17 protein-coding genes and 1 riboswitch are annotated in these 21,016 nt (G+C 62.7%); of the genes, 12 read left to right on the top strand and 5 right to left on the bottom strand.

The features are described from left to right. Positions 1-524: 524 nt before the first annotated feature. Positions 525-3,146, top strand: a complete 2,622-nt coding sequence (locus tag ACYVM5_RS06675) for a gliding motility-associated C-terminal domain-containing protein (RefSeq protein WP_460617342.1) — start codon at positions 525-527, stop codon at positions 3,144-3,146. Positions 3,147-3,238: 92 nt separating this feature from the next. Here the strand turns inward: ACYVM5_RS06675 and ACYVM5_RS06670 are convergent, their stop codons facing one another. Further along, complete coding sequence (locus ACYVM5_RS06670; RefSeq protein WP_460617341.1) at positions 3,239-4,234, bottom strand: cation diffusion facilitator family transporter; 996 nt, start codon at positions 4,232-4,234, stop codon at positions 3,239-3,241. Positions 4,235-4,506: 272 nt separating this feature from the next. On the opposite strand from ACYVM5_RS06670, the gene ACYVM5_RS06665 reads away from it, so the two are divergent. The 5 genes from ACYVM5_RS06665 to ACYVM5_RS06645 all read left to right on the top strand — a co-directional run bounded on the left by ACYVM5_RS06665 (position 4,507) and on the right by ACYVM5_RS06645 (position 12,860). Next, a complete protein-coding gene (locus ACYVM5_RS06665; RefSeq protein WP_460617340.1) occupies positions 4,507-5,868 on the top strand; it encodes an Nramp family divalent metal transporter in 1,362 nt (453 codons plus the stop codon). 244 nt (positions 5,869-6,112) lie between these two features. After that, entirely contained in the window at positions 6,113-8,518 is a 2,406-nt protein-coding gene (locus ACYVM5_RS06660; protein WP_460617339.1) for a TonB-dependent receptor, read from the top strand. A gap of 31 nt (positions 8,519-8,549) precedes the next feature. Further along, positions 8,550-9,404, top strand: coding sequence for a transporter (locus ACYVM5_RS06655; RefSeq protein WP_460617338.1), 855 nt, complete (start codon positions 8,550-8,552; stop codon positions 9,402-9,404). 14 nt (positions 9,405-9,418) lie between these two features. Next, positions 9,419-9,633: riboswitch (cobalamin riboswitch) on the top strand. A gap of 176 nt (positions 9,634-9,809) precedes the next feature. Beyond that, on the top strand, positions 9,810-11,759 hold the full coding sequence (locus tag ACYVM5_RS06650; protein ID WP_460617337.1) for a TonB-dependent receptor: 1,950 nt from the start codon (positions 9,810-9,812) through the stop codon (positions 11,757-11,759). A gap of 96 nt (positions 11,760-11,855) precedes the next feature. Continuing rightward, positions 11,856-12,860: a DUF5074 domain-containing protein gene (locus ACYVM5_RS06645; protein ID WP_460617336.1), complete on the top strand. Its 1,005-nt coding sequence runs from the start codon at positions 11,856-11,858 to the stop codon at positions 12,858-12,860. 157 nt (positions 12,861-13,017) lie between these two features. On the opposite strand, the gene ACYVM5_RS06640 is transcribed toward ACYVM5_RS06645, so the two are convergent. Next, positions 13,018-13,290 (bottom strand): hypothetical protein, encoded by a 273-nt coding sequence (locus tag ACYVM5_RS06640; protein ID WP_460617335.1) that lies wholly within the window; start codon positions 13,288-13,290, stop codon positions 13,018-13,020. Between the two features lie 168 nt (positions 13,291-13,458). On the opposite strand from ACYVM5_RS06640, the gene ACYVM5_RS06635 reads away from it, so the two are divergent. The 4 genes from ACYVM5_RS06635 to ACYVM5_RS06620 all read left to right on the top strand — a co-directional run bounded on the left by ACYVM5_RS06635 (position 13,459) and on the right by ACYVM5_RS06620 (position 15,350). Further along, the gene (locus tag ACYVM5_RS06635) at positions 13,459-14,061 is read left to right on the top strand and encodes a thioredoxin family protein (RefSeq protein ID WP_460617334.1); all 603 of its coding nucleotides are present in this window, start codon (positions 13,459-13,461) and stop codon (positions 14,059-14,061) included. A 54-nt stretch (positions 14,062-14,115) separates the two neighbouring features. Further along, entirely contained in the window at positions 14,116-14,475 is a 360-nt protein-coding gene (locus ACYVM5_RS06630; protein WP_460617333.1) for a hypothetical protein, read from the top strand. Between the two features lie 5 nt (positions 14,476-14,480). Continuing rightward, positions 14,481-15,053 carry a helix-turn-helix domain-containing protein gene (locus ACYVM5_RS06625; protein ID WP_460617332.1) on the top strand — a complete coding sequence of 191 codons (573 nt, stop codon included), beginning with the start codon at positions 14,481-14,483 and terminating at the stop codon, positions 15,051-15,053. Between the two features lie 99 nt (positions 15,054-15,152). Further along, positions 15,153-15,350: a hypothetical protein gene (locus tag ACYVM5_RS06620; protein ID WP_460617331.1), complete on the top strand. Its 198-nt coding sequence runs from the start codon at positions 15,153-15,155 to the stop codon at positions 15,348-15,350. Here ACYVM5_RS06620 and ACYVM5_RS06615 read toward each other — a convergent pair. Further along, positions 15,347-15,862 (bottom strand): hypothetical protein, encoded by a 516-nt coding sequence (locus tag ACYVM5_RS06615; protein ID WP_460617330.1) that lies wholly within the window; start codon positions 15,860-15,862, stop codon positions 15,347-15,349. The two genes, ACYVM5_RS06620 and ACYVM5_RS06615, sit on opposite strands and share 4 nt — an antisense overlap. A 113-nt stretch (positions 15,863-15,975) precedes the next feature. Between ACYVM5_RS06615 and ACYVM5_RS06610 the strand changes: the two genes are divergently transcribed. Further along, positions 15,976-18,285, top strand: coding sequence for a B12-binding domain-containing radical SAM protein (locus tag ACYVM5_RS06610; RefSeq protein WP_460617329.1), 2,310 nt, complete (start codon positions 15,976-15,978; stop codon positions 18,283-18,285). A gap of 91 nt (positions 18,286-18,376) precedes the next feature. After that, on the top strand, positions 18,377-19,381 hold the full coding sequence (locus tag ACYVM5_RS06605; protein WP_460617328.1) for a lipocalin-like domain-containing protein: 1,005 nt from the start codon (positions 18,377-18,379) through the stop codon (positions 19,379-19,381). 15 nt (positions 19,382-19,396) lie between these two features. On the opposite strand, the gene ACYVM5_RS06600 is transcribed toward ACYVM5_RS06605, so the two are convergent. After that, positions 19,397-20,443 carry a dienelactone hydrolase family protein gene (locus ACYVM5_RS06600; RefSeq protein WP_460617327.1) on the bottom strand — a complete coding sequence of 349 codons (1,047 nt, stop codon included), beginning with the start codon at positions 20,441-20,443 and terminating at the stop codon, positions 19,397-19,399. A gap of 24 nt (positions 20,444-20,467) precedes the next feature. Next, positions 20,468-21,013 (bottom strand): GNAT family N-acetyltransferase, encoded by a 546-nt coding sequence (locus tag ACYVM5_RS06595; RefSeq protein ID WP_460617326.1) that lies wholly within the window; start codon positions 21,011-21,013, stop codon positions 20,468-20,470. Between the last annotated feature and the right edge of the window lie 3 nt (positions 21,014-21,016).

Raw genomic sequence — 21,016 nt, 5'->3', positions numbered from 1 at the left:
AAAATACCTTTTCATGCGCTGTGGTTAAGCGATATATATTATTGAATGTCAGCCAATATTATTCAGGTTGAAGATGAGCCGTTGTACGTTCAGGATTCAATTCCTGCGCGAGTGAACCTCGGCCTGCTACGCTCCCGAAATAGTTGCCCATTTACTTCAGTATCCGGCGTTGGCGCATTGGCCCGGTACATCCAGTTATAGTCAGGTAGCCTTGCTTTGCGATACGATGCAAACAATTGTTTTATAGGTCTTATAAACAGTTATTTGTGGTTGTTGCAGTGCCGCTTTACACCACTTTTATAAGTGTTAAGCTTACTTGAGTTAAGAAGCTGGGATATAGAATTGAAAATAAGTTCCTTTTAGGAAGAAAATTATCATTTCTGGCCCTTAATTTGCTGTATGCGTCAATAGTTTCACGCCTTTTTTTGAACTCGTTCTTTCTACCTGTATCTTGGTTCGCCGATTCGTCGGTAACCACCCGATTTGTGTTTTTTCACACCCTCACACCCCTCTTTTTTTCACCCATGAGAAAAATCTTACATTCATTCATCATCCTGCTCTTTGCGTGTGGTCTGCTGGGCGGACTGCCGTCGGCGCGGGCCTCCCACTTGCTGGGTTGCGACATGACTTACACCTCGCTGGGTAATAACCAGTACCGGGTGAAATTCCGTCTCTACCGCGACTGCTCCGGCATCCAGGCTTCGCCCTTTGTGCTGGAGTGCCGCAACGGCGGCTGCAACGCCAGCGCAACCGTTACGGCCCCGCTCGTGCAGCAAGGCAACACGCTGGCTGCAACGCCGCTGTGCCCCAGCACGCCCGGTTCCTGCGCCAGCCCGTCGTCGCTCTACCCGCTCTACGACTTCACCAACTACGAAGCCACCGTTACGCTGCCCCCCGGCCAGTGGACGATGAGCACGAGCCAAGGCTCGCGCCCCACCATCGCCAACATCGTTGGCTCGCCCGACCTCTACGCCGAAGCCTACCTCGACAACCGCAACAGCGGCACTACCACGGTAGCCAACACTTCGCCCCAGTTCGACCCGCAGGATATTCCGATTCAGTATGTGTGCGTGAACCAGCGCACCACGTTCGGCTTCTCGGCCATTGAGCCCGATGGCGACTCGCTGGTGTACGCCCTGGCTGCCCCCCTGGGTGCCTGCGGCACGCCCGTTACCTACACCGCTTACCCCGGCGCCAACGCTGGTGGCGTGTTCATCATCACCCGTAGCCCGCTTTGCATCCTGGAAATTCCCGGCCTCACGGGCGGCACATTGTTTACGCCCCGCCTGCCCATCCCGGTAGCTACTGATACTACGGGCACCTGCCCCATCAAGCAGGGCGTGCCGTATTTCGGCCTCAACCAGACGGCCCGCACGGTTACGTTCACCCCGAACGTGTATAGCCCGGCTACGTCGGCCGCCGATGGCCGCAACAAGTATCAGGTAGTAGTAGAAGTAACCGAGTATCGCCGCATCAACGGCGCGCGCCGCATTGTGGGCCGCGTACGCCGCGAGGCCGTGCTCATCGTAATTAACTGCGGTGCCAACACGACCCCCAACCCTGTGCAGGCTACCAACCAGACGCCTAACTCCAACACCGGCACCATCAACACGGCTGATACTACCCAAATCAGCGTGTACTCGTGCAACTACTCGCGCGTGCTGGTGAACTTCACCGACCCCGACAACCTGCGCACCCCCAGCGCCCACCAGCAACTGACGGTAACGCTGCCTTCGAACATCAACACCGACCCCAGTTTCCTGGCTTCGGGCGACGTAGGAACGTTTACCCTGACCGGCAACGGTACCGAGAACCCCCGCGGTGTGTTCTTCTTCCAGCCCTCGCCTTCGCAGGTGGGCCGCACCATCCGCATCAACGTGCGGGTTGAAGACAATGCTTGCCCGGTGAAGGGCCTGCAGAACCGGGTAATTGTAATCAAAATCCTCCGCGGCAACTTCGCCTCGGCCGTAGCAGCAGTAGGCGGCTCCACGGTACAGGGCGCGGCGGCAATCTGCCGCGGCAGCTCGCTTTCGCTGCAAGGCCGGGTAATCCGACCTGACTCGGTGCGCCGGCTGGCTACCAACACTACCCAGCCGCAGGTGTACACCTTCCAGTGGACGGCTTCGGCCGGTGGCACTGGCTTGCCAGCGGTAACCAACGTGCAGAACATTTCGGTGAACCCCACCACCACCACGCGCTATTTCCTGCGCATTGCGCCTACCCTGGGTTTTGCACAGGGTGCTTGCGGCGATACCACTTCCATTCTGGTGCGTGTGGTAGCTCCGCCGGTAGCCCGCCTGGTTACCAACAATGCTTACATCTGCCCCGGCGGAACGGCTACGCTGCAAGCTTCGGCCACTCCTTCCGGCGGCGGTACTCCCGGCACCTACACCTACAGCTTCCGTCCTGCCAACGGCCTGGCCGCTGCCGACCAGACGAAGGCTAACCCCACGGTAACCCCCACGGTGACCACCCGCTATTACGTAACCGCTTCGGGCAGCGCCCCCACGAGCTGCACGGATACGACTTCGGTACTGGTGCGGGTACTGCCCGGCGTGAAAGCCAGCTTTACGACTGCCGACTCGGTGGGCCTCAACGGCCAGCACACCAACCGCCCGCCGGTAATTTTCACCTTCAAGGATGCCACGACCTACACTGGCCTGCCACAGGGCGCGACCACTACCTATAAGTGGACTTACGAGCGCATTAAAGACATTGCCAACAACCGGGTGTCGGGTACTGAAACCACTTTCGGTACGACTACGGCAACGCCGGGTCCCTTGCAGCTAGCCATTGCCGGCTACTACCGCATCCGTCTCACCACGTTTGTGTCCATCGTTAACGGCGGTGTGACCACGACTTGCGCACCTTCGGTAGCAGAGCGCATTGTGCTGGTGCCAGACCTGCAGGTGCCGAACGTGATTACGCCCAATGGCGATGGCCAGAACGACGTATTCAAGGTATCGACTGTGAGCACGACCACCAGCAAGATTGAGATTTTCAACCGCTGGGGCCGCAAAGTGTACGAGCAGGCCAACTACGCCAACAACTGGGGTGGCGATAACCAGCCTGCTGGTGTGTACTACTACCTGCTCACCTCGTCCAACGGTGCGCAGACCAAAGGCTGGATTGAGGTAGTGCGCTAAGCACTCGCTTCTCACCAGACGCATCGAAAAAGGGTGCCGCGATTATCGCGGCACCCTTTTTTGTTGTGGTCGATTCCTGCTCAGCGGTTGATTTAGGCGGGCTGCCCGAGGTGGTGCCGCTCGTTCTTCACGGCATTCTGCACGGTCCAGGTCACTTCGTGCCGGAAGGCGAACTGGCGCACCGGGCAGGCAGGCATCAGGCACAGGGAGCAGGCCGCAAAGGTGCAGGGGTCGGCGTGCACAAACATTTCAACTTCCACGGCAAAGCGCGCCCGGATGAGCTCTTCAATATCGTGCAGCTCGGTGTGCACCTGGTCCAGGGTGAAGTAGTAAGGCATCTGCATGTGGCAGTCGATGTGCAGGTTGGACCCGTAGCGCTGCACGCGCAGGTTGTGCACGTCAATCCAGGGCGCGCGGCGCTGGGCCTGGAGTTCGGCAATCACCTCGGCTACCACGGCGGTATCGGTTTCGTCCATCAGGCCCGATACGGCGCGGCGCATCATTCGTCCGCCGTTCACCAGAATGAAGCCGCCCAGCAACAGCGCCGCACCCGAGTCGAACCGCACGATGCCCGTGGCCGCCACCAGCACTAGCGCCCCCGACGACACAATGGACGTGAGCGCATCGATGTACAGGTGCTGCCCGTCGCCCACCAGCGCCACCGACTTCAGGCGCTTGCCGTTGCGCACCAGCAGCAGGCCCACGGCTAGGTTGACCACGGCGGTGCTGGCCAGCAGCAGCACACCCCAGTCGGGCCGGGCCACGGGGTGGGGGTGAAGCAGGCTCAGGCCGGCGCTGTAGAGAATGAACGCGCCAGCCATGAAAATCAGTCCCCCCTCAAACCCGAGCGACAGGTTCTCTACTTTGCCATGGCCGTAGGGATGGTTTTCATCCTTGGGTAGGCTGGACAAGTAAAGGCTATAGAGGGCAAAGCCACTTGTCGCCACGTTGATGATGCTTTCCAAGGCATCAGTGAGCACCGCTTGCGAACGGGTGAGGTGGTAAGCGTAGAACTTGATGCCCACGAGCCCGATGCTGACCACGAGGGACAGCAGGCCGAGGCGGTACTTGGTTTGGGAGGGCGTCATGCAACGGGATTTTCGGCGCAAAGGTCGGGCACCGGCTGCAAGCGGGCCAACGGATTCCGAGCGGGCCTGCGCTGCTACCATCGTTGCCAATGCCCGATTAAACCTAAATGGTTCGGTAACCGATGCCTGTGCCGGTACCGAGCTTTTTGGGGCGACGAATAATTGCCGGGCGGGCGCAACTTTTTTCGCTTATTCCTGTATTTAAGGTGGCCGAAAATTATTTTTAGGTTAACCTAAAAATGTGTAAATTTGAATTGAATCAATTATCCAACGTGCCTCCTTCCATCATTACCGAGCCCAAGCAACCGGCCACTGAGACCGGCTGGCGTCATGCCCGCCGGGGCAATTCGTTGAGCGAGGTTTTCGCCAGCATTAAAGTGCCGCCAGCCGATGCCTCGTTCTGGCGCAAGCTGATGGCCTTCTGGGGGCCGGGCCTGCTGGTGGCCGTGGGCTACATGGACCCCGGCAACTGGGCCACCGACCTGGCCGGCGGGGCCCGCTACGGCTATACGCTGCTGTCGGTAGTGCTGATTTCCAACCTGTTTGCCATGCTGCTTCAGCACCTGGCGGCCAAGCTGGGCATCGTGACCGGGCGCGACCTGGCCCAAGCCTGCCGCGACCACTACTCGCGCCCCATCAGCCTGATGCTGTGGGTGTTTTGTGAAATCGCCATCGCGGCCTGCGACTTGGCCGAAGTTATCGGCTCGGCCATCGCGCTGAAGCTGCTGTTTGGCCTGCCACTGGCCTGGGGCGTGGTCTTCACCACGCTGGATGTGTTGGTGGTGCTGTACTTTCAGAACAAGGGCTTTCGCATCATCGAAAGCATCGTGGCCGGGCTTATCGCGCTGATTTTCGGGTGTTTTCTTTACGAAATCATTGCCTCGCACCCTGATTGGCTGGCGCTGGGCAAAGGCCTGGTCCCGCGCCTCGAAGTGGTGACCAATCCGCAAATGCTGTACGTGGCCATCGGTATTCTGGGCGCTACAGTGATGCCGCACAACCTGTACCTGCACTCCAGCATCGTGCAAACGCGGGCTTTCCCGCAAGATGAGCCGGGCAAACGCTCGGCCATCAAGTTCGCCACCATCGACTCGACGCTGGCGCTGTTTCTGGCGTTTTTTGTGAACGCGGCCATCTTGGTGACGGCAGCGGCGGCTTTCCACGGCAAGGGGCATGAGGACGTGGCCGACATTGCCGATGCTCACAAGCTGCTCACGCCGGTGCTGGGCGCGGGCGCGGCCAGCGCCCTGTTTGCCATTGCCCTGCTCGCGTCGGGCCAGAACTCGACGCTGACCGGCACGCTGGCCGGCCAGATTGTGATGGAAGGCTTCCTCGATTTGAAGCTGAAGCCCTGGGTGCGGCGGCTCATTACACGGCTTATTGCCGTGATACCTGCCCTGATAGTGGCCCTGCTCTACGGCGAGAAGGGAACAGGGCAGCTGCTGGTGCTCAGCCAGGTAATTCTGTCGTTTCAGCTAAGCTTTGCGGTGGTGCCGCTGGTGCTGTTCACCAGTAGCAAGGCCAAGATGGGCGTATTTGTGAATCGGCCGTGGGTGAAAATCGTGGCTTGGGTAGTGTCGGGTATCATCATCATTCTCAACGTGTTTTTGCTCTGGCAAACCTTCTTTGCCTGATAATTTCTGCTGGTCCCGCTGGCCGCAGCTTGCACATGAACGCGTGAGTGGCGAGCCAGTGGGTGAGGCGGGTGAATAACTCGCCGTTGTAGTCCATCTCCCATTCCAGTCAGCATTGGGCTTCACCGTTAGCATCCGCACATTTTGCGGCGCAGAATTCTTGTGCCCATTTATATCGAATAAAATATCTATGAAAATACTATTGACACTGATTTTTTTATTGCCGCAATTGGCTTTTGCTCAAGTGTCTAGCATTGATGGTGTAGTGCGTGGTGCCACTCGCCAGCCGGTGCCATTTGCCAGCGTGGCCGTGGTGGGCACCACGCTGGGGGCCGTAGCCGACGCGGCGGGCCATTACGAGCTAACCGGCGTGCCGGCCGGGGCGGTGCGCCTGCGGGCCAGCGCCGTAGGCTTCGCGCCAATAGAGCAGCGCGCCGAGGTAACTGCCGGCCCGCCCCAGACGGTTGATTTCCTGCTACAAGCTGCCGCTGCCGACCTCGGAGAAGTGGTGGTGACAGGCGTGAGCCGTGCCACCGAAATCCGGCGCAGCCCCGTGCCCATTGCCACGCTCAGCCGCCGCGAAATCAACCTCAATGCCAACACCAACGTCATCGACGCGGCCGTGCGCGGCATTCCGGGGCTGAGCGCGGTGACCACCGGCCCCAACGTTTCTAAGCCGTTCATCCGGGGGCTAGGCTACAACCGCGTGCTGACCCTTTACAACGGCCTGCGCCAGGAAGGCCAGCAGTGGGGCGACGAGCACGGCGTGGAAGTAGACGGCTACGACATCGAGCGCGTGGAAGTGGTGAAAGGCCCCGCCAGCCTGCTCTACGGCTCCGATGCCGTGGCCGGCGTGGTGAACCTGCTGCCTGCCCTGCCCAGCGGCCCCGAGGGCCGGCTGCGGGGCGAAGTCCTCAATGAGTACCAATCTAACAACGGCTTGCTGGGGAATTCGCTGGGACTGAACTACCAGAAAAACGGTTTCCAAACCAGCTTCCGGGCCAGCCACCGCTTGGCACGTGACTACCGCAACCGCGTGGATGGCCGGGTGTACAACACTGGCTTTCGGGAGCTCACGCTAACCGGGATGGCCGGCGTGAGCAAGACCTGGGGCAGCTCGCACTGGTACCTCACGCTGTATGACAACCAGCAGGAAATCCCGGATGGCAGCCGCGACTCGCTCAGCCGCTGCTTCACCCGCCAAGTGGCCGAGAGTGGGTTGGATGACATCAAAAGCCGGCCGCTGGTGAGCGAAGATGAGCTGGGTTCCTACTCCATTAGCCCGTTACACCAGCGCATTCGGCACTACCGGGTATTCACCAAAACTCAATTCCACATTGGCGGCGGCGAGCTGCACCTGCTGCTGGGGGCGCAGCAGAACACGCGGGAAGAATTCAACCACCCCACCGCGCCCGCCCAGCCCGGCCTGGCCCTGCGCCTCACCACCTATACCTACGATGTGCGCTACCACCTGCCCGACTGGCAGGGCCTGCAAATCAGCCTCGGCAGCAACGGCATGGGCCAGCTCAACCGCCACCAGAACGCCACCGATTTCCCCATTCCCGACTACAACCTGCTGGATGCGGGTGGCTTCCTGCTCCTGAAAAAGCCCCTGGGCAAGCTGGAGCTAAGCGGCGGCCTGCGCTACGATACCCGCCTCGTAACCTGGAACGACTTCTACCTGGCGCCCAACCCGGCCACGGGTTTTGCGGGTACGGCCGGCCCCGGCGCGGTGGGAGCGGAGCTGCCGTTTCCGGCGTTTCGGCAGCGTTACCAGGGCGTGTCGGCCAGTGCAGGAGTGAGCTTTGTGGCTACTGAACAACTCACGCTCCGCGCCAACCTGGCCCGGGGCTACCGCGCCCCCAACATCCCCGAAATCGGTTCCAACGGCCTCGACCCCGGCGCCCACATCGTGTACCTCGGCAACCGCAGCTTCCGGCCCGAGTTCAGCTGGCAACAGGACGTGGGTGTGCTCTGGCACCAAACCACGCTCGATGCCTCGGTAGAGGTATTCCACAACTACGTCCAGAACTTCATTTACCAGGGCCGTTTGCTGAACGAGGCCGGTCAGCCGGTCGTCATCGTGCCCGGCAATACCACCTACCAGTTCCAGCAATCCGCCGCCCGGCTCTTCGGCTTGGAAGCCAGCCTGAACTGGCGGCCCGCCGCCCTGCCCTGGCTGGCGCTCAACAATAGCGTGGCATTCGTGAACGGCCAGAACGCCGACGCCAGCCTGCTCGAACGCCAGGGCGAAGCCGCCCGCTACCTCCCACTCATCCCGCCACTGCGGGCCCGCTCCGAAGTGCGCGCCACCTTGCCTACTGGCAAAGGCCGCCTCACGGGCACCTATTTCCGGGCCACGGTGGACGGCAGCGCCAGTCAGAATCATTTCTACGCCCTCGACAACACCGAAACTGCCACCACCGGCTACGCCCTGCTGGGCCTGGGCGCGGGCACCACCCTGGCCACTCCCGGCGGCCGGCCGGTGGTGCAGCTCATCGTGCAGGTTGATAACGTGTTCGACACCGCCTACCAGGCCCACCTCAACCGGTTGAAATACTTCGAATACTACGCCACCGCGCCCAACGGCCGCTCGGGCATCTACAACCCCGGCCGCAACGTGGGCGTGAAAGTGGTGTTGCCATTTTAGTCGTTGCGCCCGCCGGCCCGTACAGGCGCTCATGAAACACCTTTTCTGGCTTGCTTACCTGTTTCCCGTACTTGGCTACGCCCAAGCTCCGGCCAAAACTTCTCCTTACGACTCGGCTCATTTCAGCTGGCGCAAGCCGGTGCCGCGCAACCGCCTGCGCGAGCTCCAGCCCGACCGCCCCGGCATCACCGAAAGCCCGTTCACCGTGGATGCCGGCCACGCCCAACTGGAAGTGGATGGCCTGCGCCTGCTGAACGGCGGCACCGGCAACGACGACCAAACCCGCGAGCTGCACGCGGCCTATACCATGCTCAAGCTGGGCCTGAGCCGCCGCACCGACGTGCAACTTGAAGTGCCCATCTACAGCATTGCCAAGCAGCGCCCCACCGGCACCGATGACTGGCAGGAGCGCCACGCCGGCTTCGGCGACGTGACGGTGCGCGTGAAGCACAACTTCCTCGGCGACGACCAGGACGGTAGGCTGGCCATGTCCGTCATCGGCTACGTGCGCCTGCCCACTGGCGGCCCCGTGGGCGACGGCGGCACCGAATACGGCGTCGTGCTCCCCATCGATGTGGAGCTGAGCGACGAAATCAACCTCGAAGCCCAACTCGAAACCGACCTCAACTACGACCGCGAGCAGGACCGCCGCTACCTCGGCCTTATGCCTTCGGCGGCCATAGAATGGGACTTCGCCAAAAAGCTGGGCGTCGTCATCGAAGGGGTGACCCAGTGGAACACCGAGCAGCGCCGCTGGCAGGCCTCTACCAACATTGCCCCCATTATTAAAGTCACCGATAACCTCCAACTCGATTTCGGTACGCACCTCGCCCTGAACAACCTGAGCGACCACCAATACTTCGTTGGTTTCACGCTGCGTCGCTGATTAGCGCGTCGGCCGTACCTTTGCGCCGTCAAGGTGCCAGACCCCAAGCGCGGGGCGCGGCTGAAAAGGGAATCCGGTTCAATGCCGGAGCTGTCCCCGCAACTGTACGCTTCACATCGGAGCGGGCCACGAATGCCACTGTTTACCGGTTGATTTTCAACTGACTGAATGGGAAGGCGGCCCGTTCGGCGGAGCAAGCCAGGAGACCTGCCCGGACATTCACAGGTTCAGCATTCGCGGAGGACGAATGGAGAAAGAGAACAGGGGCCGGTTTCGGCAGGCCCGTTTTACAACTGTTTTTCGGCCTCGGTCTGGCGCTGGTTTTCTTCAGCTTGAAGGCGACTGACGGTAGATTTTGAATCGAATTTTCTCCTGGAAAATTTGATTCGGATGCAGTTTTTTTTATTGTTCAGGCGTGTTTGCCTGGTGCCGGGCTTGCTGCTGCTGAGCCAGTTGGCGGGAGCGCAGGTAGCGCCGCCGCCAGCCGGGACCAGCCTGACGGACGTCGTGCATCCGCTGTCCGACGTGCAGGTGCGCGCCAGTCGCCCCGCCCGGTTTGGCGTCGGCAGCCGCCGGCTTCTGGTCGATTCCACCACGCTCAGCCAGCAGCGCGGCGGCACGCTGGCCGACGTACTGGCCGCCCGCAACCCCATCTATTTCAAGACTTACGGGCCGGGCCAGCTCACCACCATCACCATCCGGGGCACGGCGTCGCGCCACACGGCCGTCCTCTGGAACGGGTTCAATATCAGCACCCCCTCCCTGGGCGAATCCGACTTTGCTACCCTGCCCGCCAGTGCCAGCAGCCGAGTGGAGGTGCAGTTGGGGCCGGGCGGCGCGGCCTTTGGCAGCGGCGCGGTGGGCGGAGCCGTGCTGCTGTCGTCGCCCCTGCGCTGGGGCCGCCAGGGCTGGGCCAGCGCCCAGACCGATGCGGGCAGCTTCGGCCTGTGGGGCGGCAATGTGGAAGCCGGTTTCAGCAACGAGCGGGTGGCCGCGCAGGTAACGGCCTCGGCCCGCACCGCGCAAAACGATTTTGCCTACGCGGAGCCCGGCACCGGCCGCACCCGGCGGCTGGTAAATGCCGCCCTGCGCCACCAGTGGAGCGTGGCCGAGGACCTGGGCTGGCGGGTGGGCACGGCGGGCGAAGTACTGGCCTCGGTCTGGCTGACCGATACTGAGCGGGAAATCCAGCCCAGCTTGGGCACGGCCAACCGCCACGCCATGCAGCGCGACCGCAACCGCCGCGTGCTGCTGGGCTACCGGCACACCATCTCGGCCCGGCAAAGCTGGGCGGTGCGCGGGGCTTGGTTTGATGACGGCCTCGATTATTGGGACGATGACCTCAGCAGCCCGTCGCGGGTGTACACCACCCAGGCACAGGCCGAATACACGGCCCAGCTCACCAGTCAGCTCGGCCTGCACGCGGGCCTGGAAACCCAGCGGTTCGACGCCCGCATTTCTGACTACGGCCGCAACCTGAGCGAGTACCGGAGCGCGGGTTTCCTGCTGGCCCGCTACGACCCTTTTGCCCGCCTGCACCTGAGCGCCCAGCTGCGCCAGGCCCTGCTGCCGGGACAGAAACCGCCCATACTACCCGCCCTGGGGGCCGAGTGGGCGCTGCTGGAGCGCCCCGCCCATCACCTCACCGCCAAGGCCAGCGCGGCCCGCAGCTACCGGGTCCCCACCCTCAACGAGCGCTACTGGAGCCCCGGCGGCAACCCCAACCTGCTGCCCGAAACCGGCGAAGGCTACGAGGCCGGTCTGGCTTACAAGGGCCAGCCTGCCCAGCCCGCGCCGGTGCAGTGGGAGGCCGAAGTCACGACCTACCGCCAAACCGTGAAAAACTGGGTCCAGTGGCTGCCCGCCGCCGAATACGCGGGCAGCTACTCGCCCCAGAACCTGCGCCAGGTGCGCACCCAGGGTCTCGAAGCCAGCGCCGAAATCCGGTGGCGGCGGCCCATCCACGGCATGCGGGTGCGGGTGGCCTACACGTTCACCCAGGCCCGCAAGCTGGCAGGCTACGCGCAGGACCCCGACCCCGTGGGCGTGCAGCTGCCTTATGTGCCCCTGCACGCCGCCACCCTCAGCAGCGACCATACCTGGCGGGGCTGGCAGGGCGGAGCCGCATTGCAGCTCACCGGCTACCGCTACACCACCGCCGACGCCCAGGAGTTTCTGCCGTCTTACCTGCTGCTCAATGCCAACCTGGGCTACACGTTTCGGCCCGTTTCGGCGTGGGCCTTCACCGTGCTGCTCCAGGGTACCAACCTCACCAACCAGGCTTACCAAAGCTATGCCTACCGCCTCATGCCGCCCCGCGCCGGGCAGCTCAGCCTGCGCGTAGCCTGGCGGTAAGCGGCCAGGCCCGGCAGGTATTTCAACGTGTCATTTTCAATTAAACCACCTTTTATAAGCTTCATGTTTTCTCTCAAGAACCTATCCTTGCTGGCCTTGTCTGGCAGCCTTCTGCTCACCGCCTGCGACCCCAAAAAGGATGACCCCAAGGTCGAACTGCCCAGCCCCAGCGAGCGGGTGTACGTGGTGAACGAAGGTAACTTCCCCAGCCCCGATGGCGATATCAGCCTGTTCAACACCACTACTAAGACCGTGACCAGCGCCGGCCTCTACAAAAGTGTCAACCAGGGCGACTTAGGCTCTAACCCGCAGTCGATGACCATTATCGGCACGAAGGCTTACCTGACCGTGACGGCCAGCGACTCGCTGAATATCGTTAACCTCACCGATTTTCGGCACACGGCGGGCATTCACCTGAAGCAGCCGCGCTATTCGGTAGCGGTATCGGCCACCAAGGCCTATGTGACGCAGTGGAACGGCTACGTGGCTAATGGCACGGTGAGCATTGTGGACCTGGCCACCAATCGCATCACGGGCACCATCAGCACCGGGCTGGGGGTGCAGCCCGAGCAGATTCTGCTGGGCAAAAACGGTCTGGTGTACGTGGCCAACAGCCAAAGCAACTTCATCACCGTCATCAACCCGGCTACTGATGCGGTGCAGGCCCCCATCGCCACGCCCGCTGGCCCCAAAGGCATTGTGCAGGACAATACCGGCAACATCTGGGTGTTGTGCAGCCCGTATGTCGCCACCACCGACCACCTTATCCGCTTCAATCCGGCCACGCCGGCTACTCAGACCGATATTGCCTTTCCAAATGACTACCGAAATGGTAACCTGCGCCTGAACCCGGCCGGCGACAACGTATTCGTGTCGCTGGGCACGGGTACTTACCAGCTGTCGCTCACGGCTACGGCTCTGCCGGCCGCGCCGCTCATCAAGCGTAATTTCTACGGCCTGGGCATCGATAAAGACAATGTTATCTACGGAGCTTCTTCCCGGGGCGCTGCCAACGGCTACGTGGCCCGCTACAGCACCACCGGCACCAAAATCGACTCTTTCCAGGTTGGGAAATACCCCAACGGCTTCGTATTCAACTAGCCTTTCCCACGTCCGGCGTTTCCTCGTTCGCAAGGTCCGGAGCCTGAGCTCTCATCATTAGACTTTTCTTCCTCTTTCTGCAAAAATGGAAAAGGCCCGTACCATTGGTACGGGCCTTTTTGTGCGGGTCGGTTTCGGCGGGGCCGAGCCGGTAAAACTAGTCGGCAATACCGTCGTGGTTGCGGTCTTTGGCGTCGCCAGCGGCCTTGTACAAGTCTTTGCCGGTAACGTGGTGGGTGGTGTCGCGGGAAAGGCCGGCGGTGGCCGAGTCGCCATTGGCTACGCCGTCGGTGCCGGCGGCGGGGCCTTTTTTGGTGTAGCCGCGCTCTACGTTGGTATCGCCGTCTTTGGTGCCCGAGCTGCAGGCGCTAAACGTGGCGGTGAGGGCGCAGGCCACGGCGAGCGGGCGGAGGAGGTTTTTCAGAGACATGAAAGAGCGAAGGTGAAGGGGTAAATAATAAGCGATGCCGCAAGGTAGAAAAATAACCCGCCCGCGCGCAACCCGAACCACCGGGCGCGGGTACGGTTGTACCGGCGCGGGCCGGCCCAAGGTTGCCCCAGGCCGCGTGTTCCCGCCTCATTTTTCATTATCCGCCTGATGTCCAATCCGCTTTCCGTTTCCTTGCCCGCGCCTGGGCCCACCTACACGTATCCGGAGTTCCGGGCGCTGATGGACACGCTGGCCGCCGAACACCGCACCACCGGCCCCGAGCAGTTGCCGGGCCTCATCCGCTACACTGCCCAGAACCAGCAGGCGCTCGATGCCGTCTACGCCCGGCCCTTGCTGCCCGCGTTGGTCGAAAAGCTCCGGCGCCTGCCCCGCCCCGAGCACTGGCTGGTGCTGGGCGAAACCTGGTGCGGCGACACCGCCCACGCCCTGCCCATCCTGGCGCACCTGGCCGAAGAAAGCCAGGGCCTTATCGCCCTGCACGTAGCCTTGCGCTCCGAGCACCCCGAGCTCATGGCCACCCACCAGACCGACGGCAAAAACAGCATCCCCAAGCTCATTCGCTACGACGCGGCCACCGGCACCGAGCTGGGCACCTGGGGCCCGCGCCCGGCCGAGGCCCAACGGCTGAGCCAGCAATTGCACGGCGATAAATCTTTGCATACCAACCAGGTAGTAAAAGGCATGAATATGTGGTACGAGGCCGATAATGGCCAGTCCATGCAGCACGAACTGCTGGCGCTAGTGAGCTAAGATTGGGGTTGAATCAAAATTTCCCCTATTTTCACCTTCCCAATTCCGAATTATATGCCCTTGCCGTTGCACCGTCGCCTTCAGAAACACGTTGCCGCCTGGCCCTGGCGGCGGGTGGGCGTGCTGGCCGGCGTCAGCCTAGTGCTGGCACTAATGCTGGTGGGATATTTGTTCGGCGTAAGTGACCATTTCTTTAGTCGACTTTTTTTTGCGTTTCTCGTATTGGTCTGGCTGCTGGCCGTTACGTTCCTCGCCGTGGTGCCCTTCGTGACCTGGGCCACCGCGCATTGGTTCGGGCGCGGGTGGGCCGAAGTCTCGACGCCGGCTCCGCGTTCCCGTCGGGCATCCCCCGGCGCATCAGCAGTGCGTTCTATTTCTCCACCGGCTGCCTCGCGGCGGCCCCAAACACGTTAAAGCCATTGAAAACTAACCTACTGCACATCAAAAATATGGTGTGCCCCCGGTGCGTAGAAGCCGTGCACAACCTGTTGGAGCGCGCTGGTTACCGTCCCAAAGCCGTAACGCTGGGCGTGGCCGAGCTCGACGAGAATACCCCCGCCGACCCCGAAGACCTGGCCCCGCTGCTGCACGCCGCCGGCTTCGAATTGCTGCGCGGCCGCGCCGAGCAACTCACCGAACAAATCAAAGGCACCCTGGCTGAGTACCTGGAGCACCTGCGCACGGCGCGCTCGCCGCTCACCACCTCGGCCTTCCTGACGGACCGGTTTGCCGCCACTTACTCGCACCTGAGCAAGGTGTTTTCGCGCACCGCCCACCTCACCATCGAGAAGTACCTCATCCGCCTCAAAATCGAGCGCGTGAAGGAAATGCTCAGCTACGGCGAGCTGACCCTGAACCAGATAGCCGACCAGATGCGCTACAGTTCGGGCCAGCACCTGAGCAACCAGTTCCGCCAGGTGACGGGCTATTCCGTGAGCGAGTTTCGCCGCCTGATGTTGCCCGAGCGCATGTCGCTGGACGCGCTGGCATAAGGCCCCAGTCTTTGTTTCGACACCAAAAAAGGCGGCTACCTAATCGGGAGCCGCCTTTTTTATTTAGGTTTGCCGCGTCACTCACTTCCTGCTTTTCCCATGTTGCTCGCTATTCTGCTGCCCGGCTTGTCCATGATGGTCAACGGCCATTTGCTGAAAGGTATTCTCTGCTTCGTGCTTCAGATAACGCTGATTGGCTGGATTCCGGCGGCTATCTGGGGCGTGGCGTCGCGCAGCCAGGATTTGGCCGAAAAGCGCCACCGCGAAACGCTGGAAGTGCTGCGCGCCCGCCGCTAACGGCGTTTTGCCCCAGGCCGCCGGCCGCCGTAGAAGCGGGCGGCGCGCAGGGCAATGGGTAGCCCGATGCACAGCATAAGAATGACCAGCCCAATGGCCGCCGGCTCCGGTTTGAGCGGCCGGACCGCCACCCGCGAGCTGGGCAGCACCACCAGGTTCATTATCAGCCACACCACCAGCCCGTAGCTGAGGCCGGCCAGCACCGGATGCCGCAGCAGCACCGGCAGCCGCGGGCTCAGCCAATACAAAAACACGGCAAACGCCACCGCAATGCAGTAGTGGGCCACCAGGCCCAGTGCGGCCATGCCCGGGCCGCCCCCAAACGCTGCCTGCCCCACCAGCCCGCTGGCCACAAAGTATAGCACGTTGACCGCGGGCTTATGCGTCATCAGCACGTACTGGGTGCACGCTGCGGTGATGTCGAGCGTGCCCGCCAGCAAACCAGTAATGAGTGCTGCGCGGAGCCAGCCGGCGGGGCGCTCGGCGGCGGCGGGTAAGGGGGAGGTTTCCATGCAGTAAAATAGGGATTTTAGCCGAAAGTTTTGCGCCCCGCGGCCCACCGGCCGTCAGGCCCGACCTTTGCCAGAAATGAACCCCGGCCGGCCGCGCCGGGTTAGTCCCCATTGTGTCGAACCATTCTCCCCGCATCCTGCTCCTGACGCCGCCGCTCACGCAGCTCAACACCCCGTATCCGGCCACGGCCTACATAAAAGGCTTTCTGGGCGGGCGCGGCTACGACGTGACGCAGGCCGATATGGGCTTGCAGCTGGTGCTGCGACTGTTTTCGGAGGCTGGCTTGCGGCGGGTTTTTCAGGAAATTGAAGTCGGAAATTTCGAGCTGAGCGACAACGCCCGGCGCATGCTGCGGCTCCAAAACCGCTATTTGGCCACCATCGGCCCGGTCATCCGCTTCCTCCAGAACAAGGACCTCACGCTGGCCCCGCGCATCTGCCACGGCCGCTTCCTGCCCGAAGCCAGCCGCTTCGATAACGTGGCCGACCTCGAAACCGCTTTTGGTACCATGGGCCTCACCGACCAGGCCCGCCACCTGGCCACGCTCTACCTCGAAGACCTCGCCGACCTCATCAAGGAAACCGTGGGGCCGCACTTTGGCTTCTCCCGGTATGCGGAAAAGCTGGCCCTCTCCGCCACCAGCTTCGAGCCCCTGCACCAGGAGCTCGAAGCTGCCCCCAACCTGCTCGACCGCATGCTGTTGGAGGAGCTGGAGCCGCTTTTGGCCCGGGTGCGGCCCGAGGTGGTGGGCTTCACCGTGCCCTTCCCCGGCAACCTCTACGGGGCGCTGCGGCTGGCGAAGCGCATCAAGGAAATCAGCCCCGCCACCGTGACGGTGATGGGCGGCGGCTACCCCAACACCGAACTGCGCACCATCCAGGAGCCCCGCTTTTTCGACTACATCGACTACCTGACGCTGGATGATGGCGAAGGGCCATGGCTGCGGCTGCTGGAATATCTGGGCGGCTTGAAAGAACAGGCAGTCGGTCAATTCCAGCGTAGCTCGTCACCGGCTAGCTTGGTATCGGGTAGCGAAGCTGTTGATAATGTGCATTGTGAGCTACAGCCCGTGCTCTATGCTCCGGATAGCAGCAATATGCTTCAGCGAACTTTTCTCCGCAACGCGCAAGGGCAAATCGAATACGTCAACCACCCGTACCCCGACGTGCCGCACGCCGAGGTAGGCACGCCCGACTACTCTGATTTGCCCCTCACCGAGTACCTCTCGGTGCTGGAGGTGCTGAACCCTATGCACCGCCTCTGGAGCGACGGCCGCTGGAACAAACTCACCGTGGCCCACGGCTGCTACTGGAAGCGCTGCTCGTTCTGCGACGTGACGCTGGACTACATCAGTCGGTACGAAACTGCCCCCAGCACCCTGCTGGTGGATAGAATTGAGCAAATCATCCAGCAAACCGGCCAGACCGGCTTTCATTTCGTGGACGAAGCCGCGCCGCCTCTGGCCCTGCGCGACTTGGCCATCGAACTGCTCAAGCGCCGCGTGGCCATCACCTGGTGGGGCAATATCCGGTTCGAAAAAACCTTCTCGCCCGACCTCTGCCGGCTGCTGGCCGCCTCGGGCTGCATCGCCATTTCGGGCGGCCTGGAAGTGGCTTCGGATAGGCTGTTGGCGTTGATGGAAAAGGGCGTGACCATCGCGCAGGTGGCCCGCGTCACGGACGGCTTCACCCAGGCTGGCATCATGGTGCACGCCTATCTGATGTACGGCTTCCCCACCCAAACCGCCCAGGAAACCGTGGACAGCCTCGAAGTGGTGCGCCAGCTGTTCGCGGCTGGCGTGGTACAGAGCGGCTACTGGCACCGCTTTTCGATGACGGCGCACTCGCCCGTGGGCAAGAACCCAGCGAAATACCAGGTGGCCGCCATCGGCCCGGAGCCCGCCGGCTTCGCTTGGAACGACCTCTGGCACGACGACCCGCTCGGCACTGACCACGAAGCCTTTGGCCCCGGCCTGGCCAAGTCGCTGTATAACTACCTTCACGGCGTGGCCCTCGATGAGCCGCTGGCCCGCTGGTTCGATTTCAAGACTCCGAAGACGACCACCCCGCGCCACCTCATCCAGCAGGCCCTGCAGGCGCCCGATAAGCCCGATTTTGCCCGCCAGAACCAGCGCCTGTTCTGGCTCGGCAACGCCCCCGAAATCCGCCTCGAAGCCGGCAAAAAAGCCCCCCGTGCCGTGCTCACCTGCTACGAGCAGGCCGAGGATTTCGAAGTGAAAACCACCGAAGCCGCCGGCCGTTGGCTGCACCAGCTCCTCACCCGGCTCAGCCAGGATTTCGATACCAAAGTGCTGCTGAAGGATGCCGCCGCCAGCTTTCCCAAATCGGAGGGCTCGTTTGAAGCTTTCCTGCAAAGCCCGGCCTGGGCCTTGCTGCGCGAGAAGGGCCTGCTGCTGCTATAGCGCCGGGCGCGGCCAGTGGCGGGCCACATCTGCGGTAAAGCATTAACTTTCGGGTGGTTTAATCCTCTGAATTTTATTCGCTTTCCTTTCTATGACGCATCCTTTACGCTTCCTGTGCACGCTGCTGGCCGGCTGCCTGCTCCTGCTCAGCGCCTGCTCGAAAAAAGAAGACCCCGCCGCGCCCGCCCCCGGTGGCATCAGCGGCACGGTGACGCCGGCTGCCGCTATTGCCACTATCACAGCTACCGGCCCGGGCGGTACCATGGCCACGGCTGCCGTGAGCACGACCGGCACCTATCAGTTTACGGGCCTGGCGGCGGGCTCCTACGTATTGAGCTTCGCGCCGGCGGCCACCTACATTGCCCCGGCTCCGGTGACGGCCGTGGTGGCCGCCGGGGCCACCACTCAGGTGCCGGCCGTGGCCGTGCAGCAAACCAGCGGCTCGCTGAGCGGCGCGATAACGCCCGCCGACGCCGCGACACTCGTGACCGTATTCGAGGCCACCACCCACTTCACGGCCACGGCCACGGTCACAAGCACCGGGGCTTTTTCTTTCCCCAGCCTCCCGCCCGGCAACTATTACCTGGATTTCAACGCCACGTACCTGGGTGGCATCACCACGTTTGAGTTCCTGGCTTACTACCCGCCCAGCCAACTGGCCAACGTGGCGGTGGTATCGGGGCAAAATACGGTGCTGCCTGTGGCTACGGCTGTTGCCACCCGTGCCAATAAGCTCAGCACGCCCAAATGGCGCATCACCGGTTACCTGCTCGACGTGGCTGGTGCCAACGGTGCAGTGGACGTTTATGCGCAAATGCCCGCCTGCGAGCGCGACAACTTCTACCGTTTCAACATTCCCAACCAGTATATCAAGGACGAAGGCGCGACCAAGTGTTCGGCCTCCGACCCCCAAACGGTAGCCGGTACCTGGGCCTTCGACGCCAACCAAAGCAATATCACCCTGACCGTGCCGGGCACCGCGTCAACCAAGAGCATTCTTTACTCATTGAACGCAACCACTTTGCAGCTAGGCACGAGTGGTACTACCGCAACGGGCGCGGCATACACTGCTTACATCACCTACACGGCCTTTTAGGCAGTAGGGCCGGCGCTACTTTCCCTGAAGCCACTCCACCACGGCACCGGGCAGGCCCGGCCCAAAGGCGCCGCCGTCCGGCCGCAGCAAATCGGGGCCGGCCGTGCGGAAAGCCAGTACCGTGCCGCCGCGCCGGCCGCCCAAGGCGTTGCGCAGGGCGGTAGCCCGCTGGCTGGCCGTGGCGCCGCCGTACAGCCCCAGTACCGCCAGCTTGCGGCGGCGCAACTCCCGTAGCACAGCATTGCTGGCCGGGCCTACGGCCATGTTGTGGGCCATGAGAAAGGCCACGCGCGGCGCCTCGGCGGTGGTCAGCAACTGGGCCACGGCCGAGGCCCGCGCCCCGGTAGCCCATACGCCCACGTTGGCCGTGTCGGCTCCGGCGGTGCCGCGCAGCAGGCGCACGGCGGCCTGAAGGCGCGGGGTTTCGGCCGCGGCCGTAGCCGAGTCGGTGGGCGGAAGCAGCAGCACGATGAGGCCTTCGCGGGCCAGCGCATCGGCCCAAATGGCGGCTGTGGGTGCCGTTTTGGCGTCGGGGAGCAGGGCCAGGGCCGCGCCGGGCGTGCCCGTATCGGCGGGCGTAAACAGCCAGGCCGAGCCGGTGGCCTGCGGCACTTCCTCGGCGCGGTAGGTGCTGGGCGTGGGCACGCCGCGCTTCACCAGAATGGTGGTGGCTTTGGTGGAATCCAGGGTGAGGGTGCCGCGCCAGAAGTCGCCGTCCAGCGTCAGGGCCAGGGTCTGGCCGGGGCGGGCGGGTCGCATCAGACGCAGCTGGTTGTTGCTGAAAACGATGGTGTCGGCCACGAAGCTGAGCGTGCCGGGGGCCGTGAATTCGGCCTCGTAGTGGCCCGGGCTGGGGTGGCGAATGTCGAGCGTGGCCCGCACCTCGGGCTGCCCGGCGGCGTTGAGGCTGCCTTCGTAATGCCCCACCGGTGGGGTAGTGGCCTCGGCAGCTTGCTCGTGTTTGGGCTGGCAGGCCGTCAGTAATATGCTCAGAAACGCGCCCAGCAAAATGCCCTTTCTGCGAAAAGAATAGGAGATAAGCGGGTGCGTAGGAGCTGGCATAGGCATTCGGTAAAAATAGGCGCTTTAGCGGCCGGCCATGCCCTTGCGCAAAATCAGGTCCGTCTGCACATCCTGCCCCAGCCGGAACTCGTGCTGGCCAATCTCGCGGAAGCCAAACCGCTGGTAGAAAGCCCGGGCTTTGTCGTTTTTCTCCCACACGCCCAGCACCACGGCCGAGCAGTGCAGCTGCTCAGCCAGGGCCAGGATGCCGCGCATCAGGGCCGCGCCCAAACCGGTGCCCTGCCAGTCGTCGCGCACGTACAGGCGCTCGATTTCGAGGCGGCCGGCAGCGTCCTGGCCTTCGGGCAGGCCCAACTCTGAGTTATCGCGTAGCTTGGCGTAGCCCACCAGTTCGTTCTGCATGTGCGCCAGCAAAAACGTGTTTTCGCGGTCCTGCAATTCGGCCATCTGAATATCCGGGCCGAAGTTTTCGGCCAGATACGTAGCCATATCCGCCGGGGTATTGGTGGCGGCGAAGGTGTCCTGAAAAGTTTGGCGGCCCAAATCAGCGAGTTGGGCGGCGGTGGCGGTATTGGCCTTGGCCAGCGAGATGCGCAGAGGAGATGACATAGC

The organism is Hymenobacter ruber, from assembly GCF_054783255.1.
Note: the sequence above shows the minus strand (reverse complement) of the source record. Positions and strands in the feature narration are given on the sequence as shown.

What these genes read in the sequence shown, in the direction of transcription:
- ACYVM5_RS06635 (WP_460617334.1), top strand. Translation starts at nt 13,459, where the DNA reads ATGTCCAATCCGCTTTCCGTTTCCTTGCCCGCGCCTGGGCCCACCTAC.
- ACYVM5_RS06675 (WP_460617342.1), top strand. Translation starts at nt 525, where the DNA reads ATGAGAAAAATCTTACATTCATTCATCATCCTGCTCTTTGCGTGTGGT.
- ACYVM5_RS06605 (WP_460617328.1), top strand. Translation starts at nt 18,377, where the DNA reads ATGACGCATCCTTTACGCTTCCTGTGCACGCTGCTGGCCGGCTGCCTG.
- ACYVM5_RS06630 (WP_460617333.1), top strand. Translation starts at nt 14,116, where the DNA reads ATGCCCTTGCCGTTGCACCGTCGCCTTCAGAAACACGTTGCCGCCTGG.
- ACYVM5_RS06640 (WP_460617335.1), bottom strand. Translation starts at nt 13,290, where the DNA reads ATGTCTCTGAAAAACCTCCTCCGCCCGCTCGCCGTGGCCTGCGCCCTC.
- ACYVM5_RS06600 (WP_460617327.1), bottom strand. Translation starts at nt 20,443, where the DNA reads ATGCCAGCTCCTACGCACCCGCTTATCTCCTATTCTTTTCGCAGAAAG.
- ACYVM5_RS06620 (WP_460617331.1), top strand. Translation starts at nt 15,153, where the DNA reads ATGTTGCTCGCTATTCTGCTGCCCGGCTTGTCCATGATGGTCAACGGC.
- ACYVM5_RS06670 (WP_460617341.1), bottom strand. Translation starts at nt 4,234, where the DNA reads ATGACGCCCTCCCAAACCAAGTACCGCCTCGGCCTGCTGTCCCTCGTG.
- ACYVM5_RS06615 (WP_460617330.1), bottom strand. Translation starts at nt 15,862, where the DNA reads ATGGAAACCTCCCCCTTACCCGCCGCCGCCGAGCGCCCCGCCGGCTGG.
- ACYVM5_RS06655 (WP_460617338.1), top strand. Translation starts at nt 8,550, where the DNA reads ATGAAACACCTTTTCTGGCTTGCTTACCTGTTTCCCGTACTTGGCTAC.
- ACYVM5_RS06595 (WP_460617326.1), bottom strand. Translation starts at nt 21,013, where the DNA reads ATGTCATCTCCTCTGCGCATCTCGCTGGCCAAGGCCAATACCGCCACC.